The organism is Rhizobium sp. L9 (assembly GCF_002531885.1).
Classification (GTDB): domain Bacteria; phylum Pseudomonadota; class Alphaproteobacteria; order Rhizobiales; family Rhizobiaceae; genus Rhizobium.
Genome location: NZ_NWSZ01000002.1, coordinates 35,913 through 50,622, shown reverse-complemented (window position 1 = coordinate 50,622; position 14,710 = coordinate 35,913). Strand labels below are relative to the sequence as shown.

Sequence of the window (14,710 nt, the reverse complement as noted above, 5' to 3'; positions counted from 1 at the left end):
GACTCGCTCACCGGCCGTCAGGCGGCGGTGGCTTCGTCACGGATGCGTGCCTTGATGTTATCAACCATGTTTTCGCGTATGATCGTTTCGCCGTGAGTAGTCTTCAAGTGCTCAACGGCGCGGCGAACCACTTCTGCGTCATTATCCGCCCGGGTGTGCCAGGCGCAGCCGGGAACGAGCGTGCCGCATTCGAACAGTCGCATGGTTTTCTCCTCTGTCTGGAACGCAACGGCCATCGCGCTTTCACGCGATTGATGAAATGTACGTGCGAAGAGAAGGTTCCGGCCGGCAGGAGGTGGCGACCGGACAAGGTGGTTCAGTCGGGCATCGCCCAGGCTTTGTAGGTCTCCGAGAGATGGCCGGGCGTGTTGCTGTTGGCTGCGTCCTTCTGCAGATCCTCCGGCGACTTTCCGCCGGCCAGTTGCAACTTGACCTGCTCGATGAAGCAGCACAGCGGCAGATCGGAGCCACTCTTGGCCCGCAGTTTCTCGGCAATGCGGACAAGGAACTCGGGTGTGTCGATGGCACGGAATGTTTCCTGGGCATCCGTGGACGCAGGCGAGCCGCTTTCTGTCGTCATGACAATCCTCCTCCGATTGTTACGCACGTACATATAAAGTTAGGACTCACTGAATTTTTATGAAGGTCCCTCAGCTCGAATAATCGATGAGATTTTACAGTCTCACGGCCATCGCACGACAGGCGGCAGCGACGAGAGAATGGATTCGACGTTGCCGCCGGTCTTCAGGCCGAAGATGGTGCCGCGATCATACAGCAGATTGAATTCGACGTAACGGCCTCGGCGGATCAACTGTTCGTCACGATCGGCTTCCGTCCATAGCTTGTTGAAGTTGGAGCGAACGATTTTCGGATAGACCATGACGAAAGCCCTGCCGACATCCCGCGTGAAGGCGAAATCGGCGTCCCAGCCGCCGGCTGCCTCGCTCGAATGCAGCCAGTCATAGAAGATGCCGCCGATGCCACGGGGCTCATTGCGGTGCTTGAGGAAGAAGTAGTCGTCGCACCAAGCCTTGTAGGCGCCGTAATCGGCGACGGCGTGATTGCGGCAGGCGATCTCCATGGCCTTATGGAAGAGCTGGCTGTCCTCGTCCTCCTGGGTGCGGCGGCGCGACAGCACCGGCGTCAGGTCGGCCCCTCCGCCGAACCAGCGGCTTGTCGTGACCACCATGCGGGTGTTCATATGGACAGCCGGAACGTTGGGGTTGACGGGATGGGCGATCAGAGAGATGCCCGAGGCCCAGAAACGCGGATCGTCCTTGGCGCCCGGAATCTGGGCCCGGAACTCCGGAGAGAATTCGCCATGGACAGTTGATGTATGGACACCGACCTTTTCAAAGACGCGGCCTTCCATCATCGACATGCGGCCACCGCCGCCGGCGCCGTTTTCACGCGACCAGTCTTTGGCGACGAAGCGGCCTGGTTCCTGATCGGAAAGGGGGCCTTGCAATTCGTCTTCGAGAGCTTCGAAGGAGGCGCAGATCGTATCGCGCAGCGCTTCAAACCACCTGCGCGCGGTCTCCTTCTTTTCCACTATATCGTCAGGCAAGCCGATCGGCAGTTCGGGTCTTTCCATGTCGCGCCTCCGCGGTCGGCATCCTGTGTGGGCACGACTCGCTCGATTCCTCGTTGCCCTCCCATCTAGCAGGCGGCGGCGCCCGCCGCCAAGTCGAGGCGGGTTCTGGCGCCGCATTCAAGATTCGACTCGCAAATCAACTATTTCGATACTACCTTTTCGAAAGAGGTAGGTTTGATGGCAAAAATTCCAGGACCTCCGTCATTCGACGGCCTGAAGCGCAGAATGGCGAGACACCGGGCGGAAAATCCCCCCCGTAAGAAAGATCATTTCGTGCGGGAGACATATTGCCTCGGCCTGATTGATGCCCGCGCCAAGGCGCGTGAATGGTTCGACGAATATCCGAAAGCCGCCTATTGGACGGAAGTGGAAAGCTGGCGCCAGCTGGACGGTGACCGGATCGAATTCACCATGCGCCGCCTGCCTTCGGCGGACTGACCGTCACTCCGCGACGGCGCGCACTCGGCTTTCGATCAGAAGGCCGCTTTCATCCAGGATCGGATGCGCCACCGAGACGATGTGGGCGTTGATCCTCTTCAGGTCGCGCAGCATATCGAGATGCAGCGAGCTTGTCTGCAGACTGTCGGCGCGTCCGTCGCGCAGGCGTTCCAGATGGTGTTCGGCCGACTGTTTCTCCATGCGCCGGACCTCCACCTTTGTCTCCATCATCTGACGCGCAAGATTGAAATCGCGAGTGACGAAGATCGTCTGGGCGACACGAAGATTGTCGATCGTCAGGTCGAACAGCTTGCGTAGTTCCTGATGACCATCGTCGGAAAATCTGAGCCCGAGGGAGATCTTCTTCCTCACCTGTTCCAGCAGGCCCTTTTCGATGATGTCGCCCATGTGTTCGAGGTTGATGGCATAGTCAATGACGACGATCGAGCGGCGGGCATTTTCGTCGCTGAGCCCCTCACGGCCGAGCTTCGACAGATAGACCTTCACCGCCTGCTGCAGCTTGTCGACGCGCTCTTCGAGGGTCGCGATTTCGGAAAGCTTGGAAGAGTCATTGCCTTCGAAGGCTTCGGAGACCCGGATCAGCATGCGCTCGATGAGGTCGCCGATGCCGAGCACTTCGCGGGTGGCGCTGGTTAAAGCAATGACGGGCGTCGAAAGCTCATGCGCGTCCAGATATTTCGGCGCGGTGTCCGGCTCGGCCTGGTCCGGGACCAGCCGGGTCATCAGGGTGGCGAGCGGTCGGGAGAAGGGCCAGGCGAGTGCGGCGAGCAGGAGATTGAAGAGCAGATGCGCGTCGACGGGCAGCTTGGACGGGCCGAAGGGCAACATCTGAATGAGCTCCGCACCGTAGCCCGCAAGCGGCAGGGCGATGACGCAGCCGAGCGTGCGGACGGCGAGATTGCCGAGAGTGACGCGCCGCGCGGAGGCCGGGCCGGACAGCGTCGCGACGACAGGGGGTATTGCGCCGCCTAAATTGGCGCCGAGCACGAGCACGATGACCAGCTCGGCCGAGATCAGTCCGGCCGAGGCGAGCGACAGGATGAGCACCACCACCGCCAGGCTTGACGATGAGACGAAGGCGAGCGCTGCCGAGAAAAGGAGAGCCACGGGCAAAGCGCCATCGAGCAGGCTGATGAAAGCGGCGAGAGCGGGGGAGGCGCGCATCGGCTCCGTCGCAAGGCTCAGGAGATGCAGCGACAACAACATCAGGCCGATGCCGATCAGCGCTGCGCCGCCGCCTTGCCGGGTGCTGGAACGGCCGCGGTAAAGCACGATGCCGCAGAGGATCAGGAGCGGAGAGAGCCATTCGATGCCGGTCGCGACGATCCACGCGGTGATCGCGGTGCCGACATTGGCGCCGAGCAAGACGATCTGGGCCATGCGCGGTCTTATCAGATCACGTTCGACGAAAGAGGCGGTCATCAGCGCCGTCGCCGTGGAGCTCTGCAGCGCGATGGTCGCGACCAGTCCCGACAGGAATGAGCGAAGGCCGCCGCGCGTCCCGGTCGCCAGCCCGGTTCTCAGCCGGGCGCCGAAGGCCCTGGATACGCCGTCCTTAACCTGCGCGAGGCCGAACAGCAGCAGCGCCACGGCTCCGAACAGGTTGATCATGATGATCGTAGAATCCATCTTCTTGTTTTAGTCTGCTTTCATCGGTTTGGAGGGGTCTTAGCCTGAGGACTCATCTTCTCAAGCTATTGAAATTGTGCCAATCCTTCGATATTTTTGATTGCCCGGCTAATAGATATACTCCGGTTTGAAGGATTCACAATGTTCGATTTCCGACACTTCAGCAATATATCAGACAATCTTTTCCAAGCCGGGGCTGATCAAGTCCAGCCGGTCTGCCGCATCGCCTCGCCGACGATCATGGCTGCCGAAATTGCAACATTGATTGAGCGCTGACCCTCGACCATCGGGATGAGGATACGGGCGTCAGCTCTTTCGTGCACGTGATCCGGCACACCGGCGCTTTCGCGGCCGAAAAGCAGCACATCGTCCGGCCGGAAGGCGAAGTCGGTATAGTGATCGGCAGCCTTGGTGGAGGCGAGGATCAGGCGCCGGTCGGTCGTGGCGCGCCAGGCCTCGAAGCGGTCCCAGTTGACGTGGCGGGTCAGCGCGGCGGCGGCGACATAATCCATGCCCGATCGTTTCAGGTTACGATGGGAGACGTCGAAGCCGGCGGGCTCGATCAGATCCACGGTGAAGCCGAGGCAGGCGGCAAGGCGCAGGATCGTGCCTGTATTGCCGGGAATGTCCGGCTGGTAGAGTGCCAGTCTGAGGTTCGTCATTCAGCGCCGCCCGTTCGTTTCGACGCGGGAGGCCTAATACATCTGTGATTTCAGCGCAACAGGGCGCAGTTTGGCCCAGAAACGTTCTATTCGCGCCAGTTTGGGCTGGAAATTTCGCAGTTTTCGCGTTATGCATGCACATCTTCGAACGCCAGCAGGGAGGGCCTCATGAATATTTTGCTCATTATGCGCTTTCCCGCCGTGATGCCGACCAAGGCGACATGGCGCCGCTAGAGCGGGCTTCCTTCTATAACTTCCCTTTTGATCGATCGTGCGGCTGTTTCAGCCTCGCCCCTTGAACGTCCGGTTCCCATATGTGCTTGCATAGCGCCGGGATGGCGCGAAGCCGGGGAGCCGGAATGCTGATGTTTCGGAGCAATTTCATGTTTGGCTGGTTCGAACAGCGACTCAATCCCTTTCCGAGCGAGGAGCCCGTCGCGCCCCCGAAAGGTCTCTTTGCCTTCTGCTGGCATTACAGCAAACCGGCAGCGCCGTGGCTCGGCCTGATGGCCCTACTGACGGCGTCGATTGCCGTTGGCGAAGTGGCGCTCTTCCAGTTCCTCGGCGATATCGTCGACTGGCTGACCAATGCCGACCGCGCCACCTTCCTGCAGACGGAAGGCCACAAGCTGTTCTGGATGGCGGCGCTGGTGCTGGTCGGCTTGCCGCTGGCGGCCGGGCTCGATTCCCTCATCATGCACCAGATGCTGCTCGGCAACTATCCGATGATGGCGCGCTGGCAGATGCACCGCTTCCTGCTGCGCCACAGCATGACATTCTTCGCCAATGAGTTTGCCGGGCGCGTCGCGACCAAGGTGATGCAGACATCCCTTGCCGTGCGCGAAACTGTCATGAAGATCCTCGACGTCTTCGTCTATGTCGTCAGCTATTTCCTGACGATGATCATCGTGATTGCCGCTGCCGACTGGCGGCTGATGATCCCGATCCTCATCTGGCTCGCCATCTATATCAGCATCGTGTCGTACTTCGTGCCGCGGCTTCGCAAGATCGCGGCCCAGCAGGCGGATGCGCGTTCGATGATGACGGGACGCGTAGTCGACAGCTATACGAACATCGCCACCGTCAAGCTGTTCTCGCATGCGGGACGTGAGGAGATCTATGCCAAACAGGGCATGGACGAGTTCCTGCAGACCGTGCACAAGCAGATGCGCAAGGTGACGCTGTTCCATATCAGCGTCTACCTGAACAACTGCGTCGCGCTCTTCGTCGTCTCGGGCCTGTCGATCTGGTTTTGGCTGAACGGGGCGATCTCGGTCGGCGCGATCGCTATCGCCATCGGTCTTGCCATGCGCGTCAACGGTATGTCGCAATGGATCATGTGGGAAGTCTCGGCGCTATTCGAGAATATCGGCACCGTCTATGACGGCATGGAGATGATGAGCAAGCAGCACGACATCATCGACAAGCCGAATGCGCCTGACATGACGGCGAAGAAGGGGGCGATCCATTACGATCGCATCCGCTTCCACTATGGCCAGGGCAAGGGTGTCATCGACAATCTGTCGCTCGACATCAAGGCAGGTGAGAAAGTCGGTCTGGTCGGTCGTTCCGGCGCCGGCAAGACGACGCTGATGAACCTGCTCCTACGCTTCTACGATCTGGAAGCCGGCCGCATCACCATCGACGGGCAGGATATATCAGGCGTCTCGCAGGAGAGCCTGCGTTCGCTGATCGGCGTCGTGACACAGGATACGTCGCTGCTGCATCGCTCGATCCGCGACAACATCGCCTACGGCCGGCCGGAGGCGACTGACGCCGAGGTGATCGAAGCCGCCAAGCGGGCCAATGCCTGGGAGTTCATCGAAGGGCTCGTCGACATGCAGGGGCGCCAGGGGCTTGACGCGCAGGTCGGCGAACGCGGCGTCAAGCTCTCCGGCGGCCAGCGCCAGCGCATTGCGATCGCTCGCGTCTTCCTGAAGGATGCGCCGATCCTGGTGCTCGACGAGGCGACCTCGGCGCTCGATTCGGAAGTGGAAGCGGCGATCCAGGAAAACCTCTTCGCCCTGATGGAAGGCAAGACCGTGATCGCGATCGCCCACCGGCTTTCGACGCTGACGGAGATGGACCGGTTGATCGTGCTCGACAAGGGCCGGATCGTCGAGGCCGGTTCCCACGGCGAACTGATCGAAAGCGGCGGCATCTATGCCGACCTCTGGAACCGCCAGTCCGGCGGCTTCCTCTCCGATCACGCCGAGGAGGCGGAAGAGGCCGCGGAATAAAAATCGACCCTCCCGGCGTGAGCGGGGAGGGCATTTTCGTGATTGCGATGATTTGACCTCGCAAGGCGATTGTCGAAGACCGGCTGCGGTCGGGCGTGGTTTCAAAGGCTGTCGGCCCAGTCGATCACGCGGTCCTGTTCGACGACAACGATGGTGTTGGCGGCTGCGATCGTGCGCAGTGCCACGATGCGGCGGCGTTCCTCGCTGTCGAGCCAGGCAGCGATAGCCTCGATGACGATCTCGTCGCGCGGCAGCGCCAGGTCGAGAGCCAGGGCATCCAACCTTTCTGCAAGCGGAAGCGGAATATGCGCATTGAGCATTTTCGTTTCCATGACCTTCTCTCCGGTGAAGCGCGATTCTAGCGTCAGATTGCGACGAGTTCGGGGGCAATCAATGGCGATGCCGCCGATGTTATCGTTTATTACCAAAATATTAGGTTGCGTCCGCTTTCCATTCCCTTTGCCGCTCCCCTTAATCCGCCTATATCGCTTCCATGTTTCTGCGACCCGTCTTCCGCCTGTTCGAAACCTGGATCGATCCGTTCCGTCCGCGCGACGACTTGCAGCCGCCACGCGCGACGATCGGTTTCATCTGGTTCTACATCGGCCAGGCGAAGATGCCGTTCATCGCCATGCTCATTCTCGGCGGCACGTCGGCGGCAATCGAGGCTGCGCTCTTCTGGTTCGTCGGACGCCTCGTCGATATTCTCGCTAGTATTACGCCGGGCGCCGGCTGGAGCGGTCTTATCGCGGCCCATGGCGGCGAGCTGTTCGGCATGCTCGCTCTCATCGGGCTCGTGCGCTTCGTCGTCGCCTTCCTGATTGCCCTCGTCGATCAGCAGGTGATCACGCCGGGCTTCTACAATCTAGCACGTTGGCAATCTTATCTCCACGTCTCAAGGCAATCATTGTCGTTCTTTCAGAGCGATTTCTCCGGGCGTATCGTCACCAAGGTCTGGTCTGCCGGCCAGGCAACCGGCGATCTCGTCACGTCTCTGATGGAAAGCGTCTGGTTTGTCGGAATTTATGCGGTAACGACGCTCGTGCTCGTCGCCAGGCTGGACTTTACACTCGCCGCCGTCGTGCTGTTTTGGCTTGGCGCCTTCAGCCTGCTTGCTCGCCACTTCGTCCCGCGGATCCGCCATCACTCCCGCGAAACGGCGGAGGCCGGGTCGATGCTGAACGGCCGGATGGTCGACTCCTACAGCAATATGCAGACGCTGAAGCTGTTCGCACGCGATGAAGAGAGCGATCGCTACATGCGCCAAGGTTTCGATATCTATCAGGACACGGTGCTGCGCTTCACGCGGTTCATCACTGGCGTGCGGGCCTCCATGGCCCTGCTCTCCGGCCTGATGATCGTGACGATGGCGGGCTTGAGCGTCGATCTCTGGCTGCGCGGCTTGATCACTTCCGGCGCGGTGGCATTTTCGCTGGCGCTGGTGCTCCGGCTGAATTTCCTGCTCGGCAGGCTGATGACGCAGTTCAACGGCATCATGCGCAATCTCGGCACCATCCAGAACTCCGCGGAACTGATTTCACAACCGCTCGGGCTCGTCGATCGGCCCGATGCGAAGAGCCTGGTGATCCGCCATCCCGGCATTTGCTTCGATAATGTCTCCTTTCGCTACGGCAAGGGTCAGCAGCCCGTCGTCGAGAATTTCTCCCTTGCCATCCGCCCGGGCGAGAAGGTCGGGATCGTCGGGCGTTCGGGCGCCGGCAAATCAACACTGATGAACCTGCTGCTGCGTCTCTATGACATCCAGGATGGCCGTATCCTGGTCGATGGTCAGGATATATCGGCGGTGACACAGGAATCGCTCAGGATGCGGATCGGCGTCGTCAGCCAGGATACGTCGCTGCTGCATCGTTCCGTGCGCGACAATATCCTCTTCGGACGGCCGGATGCCGGCGAGGAGCGGCTGATTGAGGCGGCCCGGCGCGCCGAAGCCTTCGACTTCATCGCCCGCCTGCAGGATCAGCAGGGCCGTAGAGGTTTCGATGCGCATGTCGGCGAACGCGGCGTCAAACTGTCGGGCGGGCAGCGGCAGCGCATTGCTATTGCACGGGTCATGCTGAAGGACGCGCCGATCCTGGTTCTCGATGAAGCGACGTCGGCGCTCGATTCCGAAGTGGAGGAAGCGATCCAGTCCAACCTCCATCGGATCATGGAGGGCAAGACGGTGCTCGCCATCGCCCATCGGCTGTCGACGATCGCCGCGCTCGACCGGCTGATTGTCGTCGACCTCGGCCGGATCATCGAGGAGGGCAGCCACGACGAGCTGCTTCGCCGCGGGGGGCTGTATGCCGAGCTTTGGGCTCGTCAATCCGGCGGCTTCCTCGCGACCGACGAGGATGCAAGCTCACGGATCGAGGAGGAATTCCGCCATGAGGCCAAAATGGTTTGATCCGAAATTGTTCTCGATGCGGCGGACCGATTTCAGCCGCAGGGGCGCTTTGCTGAAGACGTGATCGATCGAAATGCCGAAGGGGCCGGCGGCGATCGGCCATGTCGCAGGCTCCAGCGATGCTGTGCCCAAGCCCTGGCTGCGCATGAGATACTGCACATCCGGCGCCAGAATCGACGTATTGAAATCACCGGCAAGCACGAGCGGTCCCGGCAGAGAAGGGATAATCTCGGCGAGATCCTCGACTTCCAGCCCGTGGAATTCGTCATAATACGGTTTGGTCAGGTGCGCGGCGAGGAAGTTGATCTTCTGGCCGTCGAAATCGATCGTCGAGATCGTCAGCCGGTTGCGCCACAGCAGGCCGAGGCTGCGGATGCGAGGCTCGATCAGCGGGCGCTTCGACAGGACGAGCGTATCGCATTGCCCCATGCCGACGCCGCAGCCGACGTAATAGGGGTAGGTCTTCAGCAGTCGCGGCAATTCGGACAATACCGGTTCGGCCTCGAGGATGTTGACGACATCGGCGCCCGAGCCGATCGCCATGTCGGCAATATCAGCGCCGTTTGCGAAATTGTCGTTCTCTATATTGAAGGACATCAGCTTGAAGAGAGCAGGACGGCTCTCGTCTACCGCAGGCTCGACGAATTCACGCGTCATGACGATGCCGTGGACAACGAGAACCATCGATGCGCCGAGTGTCAGCAACGCGTACCAATGCCGCTTAAAGAGGAGGGCTATGCCGGAGGCCACTGCTGCGGCCGCCGCCAGATGGATCTGGAAGCTGTAAAAAAGAGAAAGCAGATAGAAATCTTTGACATAGCGCAGCGAGATAATGGCGAGGACGAGGGTTGTGAGAACGCTCATTACGCAAAAGATCGTGTCTCTCATCCGCTCGGGTCCGGCTGGCTGGCATCGTTGCGGTTGCGCCTAACACGGTCGCTTTTTTGTTGCAATGCAACATAAAGGCAAGCGGGTGTTTGCCGTAAAAAATTCATCTGAAATTTCCCGCGACATTGTGCCCTCATCCCCCTGTCAAGGCTGGACATAATTTGCGATCAAGCTTAGAACGCGCCGGATTGCCGGGGAATCTATGGCCGAAATGTGTCCAGATCGATTCGCCAGCAGAGGGGGCGGGGCGGAATTCCGCGATAACTGCGCAGAGGATGGTTAAGCCGTGAGCGAACACGTAACGACAAGCGAGGCTTCAGCAGAGCCCACTCGCCGTGATTTCCTTTATCTCACCACTGGTATGGCGGGCGCGGTCGGCGCCGTTGCTGTCGCATGGCCGTTCATCGACCAGATGCGTCCGGATGCGTCGACGCTGGCGCTTGCCTCCATCGAAGTCGACGTCGCGAGCCTCGAGCCCGGCATGTCACTGACGGTCAAGTGGCGCGGCAAGCCGATCTTCATCCGCAACCGCACGCCGGAGGAAGTGAAGGCGGCAGCCGATGTACCGCTGGCGGATCTCAAGGATCCGGTCGCGCGCAACGCGAACCTTCCGCCTGAAGCGCAGGCAACCGGTGTTGACCGTTCGGGCGGCAAGGACAAGGAAAACTGGATCGTCATGATCGGCACGTGCACCCACCTCGGTTGCGTTCCGCTCGGTCAGGCCGGTGAGTACAATGGTTGGTTCTGTCCCTGCCATGGCTCGGTCTACGACACCGCCGGCCGCATTCGCAAAGGCCCTGCGCCGCAGAACCTGGCGATTCCGACCTTTTCATTTGTGTCCGATACCAAAATCAAGATCGGTTGAGGGGAGACTGATTTATGAGTGGCCATTCCAGCTACGAACCATCAACCGGCTTCGAAAAATGGGTCGATGCGCGCCTGCCGCTGCCGCGCATGGTCTATGACAGCTTCGTGGCATATCCGGTTCCCAGAAACCTGAACTATGCCTATACCTTCGGCGCGATGCTTTCCGTCATGCTGATCGTGCAGATCCTGACGGGTGTCGTGCTCGCCATGCACTATGCCGCCGACACGACGATCGCTTTCAACTCCGTTGAAAAGATCATGCGCGACGTCAACCACGGCTGGCTGCTGCGTTACCTGCATGCCAACGGCGCCTCCTTCTTCTTCGTCGCCGTCTACCTGCACATTGCCCGGGGCCTCTACTATGGCTCCTACAAGGCGCCGCGCGAAATCCTCTGGATCCTCGGCGTGGTCATCTACCTGCTGATGATGGCGACGGGCTTCATGGGCTACGTCCTGCCCTGGGGGCAGATGTCCTTCTGGGGCGCGACCGTCATCACCGGCTTCTTTTCGGCCTTCCCACTGGTCGGCGAATGGGTGCAGCAGTTCCTGCTCGGCGGCTTTGCCGTCGATCAGCCGACGCTGAACCGCTTCTTCTCGCTGCACTACCTGCTGCCTTTCATGATTGCAGGCGTCGTCGTCCTGCATATCTGGGCGCTGCATGTGACCGGCCAGACCAACCCGACTGGCGTCGAGGTCAAGACGAAGACCGACACCGTGCGTTTCACACCCTATGCAACGATGAAGGATGCGCTCGGCGTCTCCGTCTTCCTGCTCGTTTACGCCTATTTCGTCTTCTACCTGCCGAACTTCCTCGGTCACGCCGATAACTACATCCCGGCCGATCCGTTGAAGACGCCCGCCCACATCGTTCCTGAATGGTACTTCCTGCCGTTCTACGCGATGTTGCGTTCGATCACCTTCAACATCGGCCCGATCGACTCCAAACTCGGCGGCGTGCTCGTGATGTTCGGCGCGATCATCGTGCTCTTCTTCCTGCCGTGGCTTGACACCTCGAAGGTCCGCTCGGCGGTCTACCGTCCCTGGTACAAGCTGTTCTTCTGGCTGTTCGTGCTCAACGCGATCATCCTAGGCTGGCTCGGTTCGCAGCCGGCGGAAGGCAGCTACGTCATCGTGTCGCAGATCTGCACGCTTCTCTACTTCGCCTTCTTCCTGGTCGCGATGCCAGTTCTGGGTCTGGTGGAAACGCCGCGCCGCATCCCGAACTCGATCACTGAGGCGGTGCTTGAAAAGCGCAACAAGACCACTGGCGCCGCCGCGGCGGCCAATGCGTAAGCGAGCGACGGAAGGGAATAGAACTATGAAAACGCTTGTTGCAAGCATTCTGCCGCTTGCCGTCGCCGCTCTCCTTGGCAGCGCCGCTTTCGCCGAGGAAGCGACGCCCGCGAATGGTGCAGCTCCCGCGCATCACGAGGAAGGCGCGACGCCGCACTATCCGCTAAAGGAGCCAAAGGAGCAGGAATGGAGCTTTGCCGGCCCCTTCGGCCACTACGACAAGGCTCAGCTCCAGCGCGGCCTCAAGGTCTACACCGAAGTCTGTTCTGCCTGCCATTCGATGAGCCTCGTGCCTTTCCGCACGCTCGACGAACTCGGTTATTCCGAGGCACAGGTGAAGGCATTCGCTGCCAATTACGAAGTTCAGGACGGGCCGGACTCGGCCGGCGAAATGTTCACCCGCAAGGCAGTCCCTTCGGATCATTTCCCATCGCCCTTCGCCAATGCTGAAGCCGCGGCTGCGTCCAACAACGGTGCGGCTCCGCCCGATTTTTCGCTGATCGCCAAGGCTCGTGAAGTCGAGCGCGGCTTTCCGCAATTCGTCTTCGACATCTTTACGCAGTATCAGGAAAGCGGCCCGGACTACATCTACTCGCTGCTGACCGGCTATGAAGAGCCGCCAGCCGGCTTCCAGGTGGCGCAGGGCGCGCATTATAACCCGTATTTCCATGCTGCCGCCGTTCTCGCTATGCCGAAGCCGCTTTCCGACGGCCAGGTAACGTATGACGACGGCGCGCCGGCGACCGTCGACCAATACGCCAAGGACGTTTCCGCCTTCCTGATGTGGGCCGCCGAACCGCATCTCGAGGAGCGCAAGCGCACCGGCTTCATGGTGATGGTGTTCCTGGCGATCTTTACCGTGCTGATCTACCTGACGAAGCGCTCGGTTTACGCCAACAAGGAACATTAAGCGTTCCGTGCCTGAATTCGAAAAGGCGGCTTGCGAGCCGCCTTTTTTGTTGGTTCCACCCTCGGCAATTGATAGGGTGCGGCCGATTTTATGCGCTCGCAGATACGGACGTTCCATGGGCAATACAATTTCGGAGCTTGCAGCCAGCATTCGCTCCATCCCCGACTATCCCAATCCCGGCATCATCTTCCGCGACATCACCACCCTGCTCGGCAACCCCCGTGCTTTCCGCCGGGCGGTCGACGAGTTGGTGCAACCCTACGCCGGCACGAAGGTCGACAAGATCGCCGGCATGGAGGCGCGCGGCTTCATCCTCGGCGGTGCGGTGGCGCATCAGCTTTCCTCGGGCTTCGTGCCGATCCGCAAGAAGGGCAAGTTGCCGCACGACACCGTGCGCATCGCCTACAGCCTGGAATATGGCGTCGATGAAATGGAGATGCATCGTGATGCGGTCCAGCCCGGCGAGAAGGTGATCCTGGTCGACGATCTCATCGCCACCGGCGGCACGGCCGTGGGCGCGACGCAGCTTCTGCGCCAGATCGGTGCGGAGGTGGTCGGCGCCTGCTTCGTCATCGACCTGCCCGACCTTGGCGGCCGCAGGAAGCTGGAAGAACTCGGCGTCGTCGTACACACGCTGGTCGAATTCTCCGGGCATTGAGCCCGTATTGCGGCGGCGTCAGTCGAATTCCAGCACACCGCTTTCAAAGCGCATGACGGGATCGCCGTTCTGATTGACGCCCTCGCAGAGGATGGTGTTGAGATGCCAGCCCGGCCGTGATGCCAGCGGTCGGCTGGAGAGCAGGGCGACGGAATAGGTCACGGCGTCACCCGCAAAGACCGGCCGCAGCCATTTCAGCTTCTGAAAGCCGGGTGAGGGGCCGAGGTTCGGCGCCGTCAGGCCCCGCTCGGCGAGTGCGACGCGCTGCCTTTCCCAGAAGGCGAGGAAGGTTCGCATCCAGGCGGCCGTGGTGTGCCAGCCCGAGGCGCAAAGCCCGCCGAAGAGCGTGTCTTTCGCTGCTTCCTTGTCGACGTGAAAACGCTGCGGATCGTGGCGGGTTGCGAAGCGGATGATGTTTTCCTCGGTGAAGGTGTAGGTGCCGATCTCGGCTTTCTGACCGACGGTGTAAAGCTCGGACATTCTCATGCTGACGGCTCCGAGCTCACGTTGGCATCCTCCGGAGTGGGGCGCGCGCGGATCATCACGGAATTCTCTGAGAGGCAGACGAGTTCGCCGCGCTGGTTTTCCACCGCGTGGCGGAATTTGACGATGCCCATGCCGGGGCGCGAGCGCATCGGCCGGGCTTCGAGAACGGTCGAATGGCCCTGCAGCGTATCGCCCGCAAGCACCGGCTTTCGCCATTCCATCAGATCGATGCCCGGCGCACCCTCGCAAAGTGCGTCCAGCACGTAGCTGTCTGCCATCATGCGCATGAGCATTGCGGAGGTATGCCAGCCGGAGGCGGCAAGCCCGCCGAGGATGCTGGCGCGACCGGCGGCTTCGTCGAGATGCATCGGCTGCGGGTCGAATTCGCTGGCGAACTCGATGATTTCTTCGGTGAGCACCAGTTTCGGGCCGAGGGCGAAACGGCGGCCGGGTTCAAAATCCTCGAAAGACAGCTTTTCTGCCGGCATTCTCTCCTCCGCCATATCAAGCGCCTAGAACAGGATGTTTTTAGGCCGGTCGGCCTAAAATCTGAATCCTGTTCTACATTAAAGAGTTAGAGCATGATGTCGTCCGAAAACCGCTTACACTTTTCGCCA

Annotated in this window: 16 protein-coding genes; 7 read left to right on the top strand and 9 right to left on the bottom strand. The window is 60.6% G+C overall.

Going from position 1 to position 14,710, the window contains the following annotated elements; all coding sequences use genetic code 11:
- Nucleotides 1-17 precede the first annotated feature (17 nt).
- The 3 genes from CO660_RS00795 to hemF form a co-directional block, all read right to left on the bottom strand.
- Nucleotides 18-203, bottom strand: coding sequence for a DUF1059 domain-containing protein (locus tag CO660_RS00795; protein WP_097597125.1), 186 nt, complete (start codon nt 201-203; stop codon nt 18-20).
- A 113-nt stretch (nt 204-316) separates the two neighbouring features.
- A complete protein-coding gene (locus tag CO660_RS00790; protein ID WP_085778925.1) occupies nt 317-580 on the bottom strand; it encodes a hypothetical protein in 264 nt (87 codons plus the stop codon).
- A 102-nt stretch (nt 581-682) separates the two neighbouring features.
- Nucleotides 683-1,594: an oxygen-dependent coproporphyrinogen oxidase gene (hemF, locus tag CO660_RS00785; RefSeq protein ID WP_097596959.1), complete on the bottom strand. Its 912-nt coding sequence runs from the start codon at nt 1,592-1,594 to the stop codon at nt 683-685.
- Nucleotides 1,595-1,771: 177 nt separating this feature from the next.
- Here hemF and CO660_RS00780 point away from each other — a divergent pair, with 177 nt between their 5' ends.
- Nucleotides 1,772-2,032 (top strand): hypothetical protein, encoded by a 261-nt coding sequence (locus tag CO660_RS00780; RefSeq protein ID WP_085778923.1) that lies wholly within the window; start codon nt 1,772-1,774, stop codon nt 2,030-2,032.
- Nucleotides 2,033-2,035: 3 nt separating this feature from the next.
- Here the strand turns inward: CO660_RS00780 and CO660_RS00775 are convergent, their stop codons facing one another.
- On the bottom strand, nt 2,036-3,682 hold the full coding sequence (locus tag CO660_RS00775) for a Na/Pi cotransporter family protein (protein ID WP_097596958.1): 1,647 nt from the start codon (nt 3,680-3,682) through the stop codon (nt 2,036-2,038).
- Between the two features lie 200 nt (nt 3,683-3,882).
- Nucleotides 3,883-4,344: a tRNA (cytidine(34)-2'-O)-methyltransferase gene (locus CO660_RS00770; protein WP_085778921.1), complete on the bottom strand. Its 462-nt coding sequence runs from the start codon at nt 4,342-4,344 to the stop codon at nt 3,883-3,885.
- Nucleotides 4,345-4,727: 383 nt separating this feature from the next.
- On the opposite strand from CO660_RS00770, the gene CO660_RS00765 reads away from it, so the two are divergent.
- Entirely contained in the window at nt 4,728-6,584 is a 1,857-nt protein-coding gene (locus CO660_RS00765; RefSeq protein WP_097597124.1) for an ABC transporter ATP-binding protein, read from the top strand.
- 101 nt (nt 6,585-6,685) lie between these two features.
- Here CO660_RS00765 and CO660_RS00760 read toward each other — a convergent pair whose 3' ends face one another.
- Entirely contained in the window at nt 6,686-6,916 is a 231-nt protein-coding gene (locus tag CO660_RS00760; protein ID WP_085778920.1) for a CopG family transcriptional regulator, read from the bottom strand.
- Between the two features lie 161 nt (nt 6,917-7,077).
- On the opposite strand from CO660_RS00760, the gene CO660_RS00755 reads away from it, so the two are divergent.
- Nucleotides 7,078-8,991, top strand: a complete 1,914-nt coding sequence (locus CO660_RS00755; protein WP_097596957.1) for an ABC transporter ATP-binding protein — start codon at nt 7,078-7,080, stop codon at nt 8,989-8,991.
- On the opposite strand, the gene CO660_RS00750 is transcribed toward CO660_RS00755, so the two are convergent.
- A complete protein-coding gene (locus tag CO660_RS00750; protein WP_097596956.1) occupies nt 8,947-9,879 on the bottom strand; it encodes an endonuclease/exonuclease/phosphatase family protein in 933 nt (310 codons plus the stop codon). The two genes, CO660_RS00755 and CO660_RS00750, sit on opposite strands and share 45 nt — an antisense overlap.
- Nucleotides 9,880-10,165: 286 nt before the next feature.
- On the opposite strand from CO660_RS00750, the gene petA reads away from it, so the two are divergent.
- From petA to CO660_RS00730, 4 genes are all read left to right on the top strand, one after another.
- Complete coding sequence (gene petA / locus CO660_RS00745) at nt 10,166-10,744, top strand: ubiquinol-cytochrome c reductase iron-sulfur subunit (protein WP_097596955.1); 579 nt, start codon at nt 10,166-10,168, stop codon at nt 10,742-10,744.
- Between the two features lie 14 nt (nt 10,745-10,758).
- Nucleotides 10,759-12,039: a cytochrome b N-terminal domain-containing protein gene (locus CO660_RS00740; protein WP_085778917.1), complete on the top strand. Its 1,281-nt coding sequence runs from the start codon at nt 10,759-10,761 to the stop codon at nt 12,037-12,039.
- A gap of 25 nt (nt 12,040-12,064) precedes the next feature.
- Nucleotides 12,065-12,949, top strand: a complete 885-nt coding sequence (locus CO660_RS00735) for a cytochrome c1 (protein ID WP_020921913.1) — start codon at nt 12,065-12,067, stop codon at nt 12,947-12,949.
- Between the two features lie 115 nt (nt 12,950-13,064).
- Entirely contained in the window at nt 13,065-13,607 is a 543-nt protein-coding gene (locus CO660_RS00730; RefSeq protein ID WP_020921912.1) for an adenine phosphoribosyltransferase, read from the top strand.
- 18 nt (nt 13,608-13,625) lie between these two features.
- Here the strand turns inward: CO660_RS00730 and CO660_RS00725 are convergent, their stop codons facing one another.
- Both CO660_RS00725 and CO660_RS00720 read right to left on the bottom strand, forming a co-directional pair.
- Entirely contained in the window at nt 13,626-14,093 is a 468-nt protein-coding gene (locus CO660_RS00725; RefSeq protein WP_097596954.1) for a MaoC family dehydratase, read from the bottom strand.
- Entirely contained in the window at nt 14,090-14,581 is a 492-nt protein-coding gene (locus tag CO660_RS00720) for a MaoC family dehydratase (RefSeq protein ID WP_097596953.1), read from the bottom strand. Before CO660_RS00720 ends, CO660_RS00725 begins: the two co-directional genes overlap by 4 nt.
- Nucleotides 14,582-14,710 lie beyond the last annotated feature (129 nt).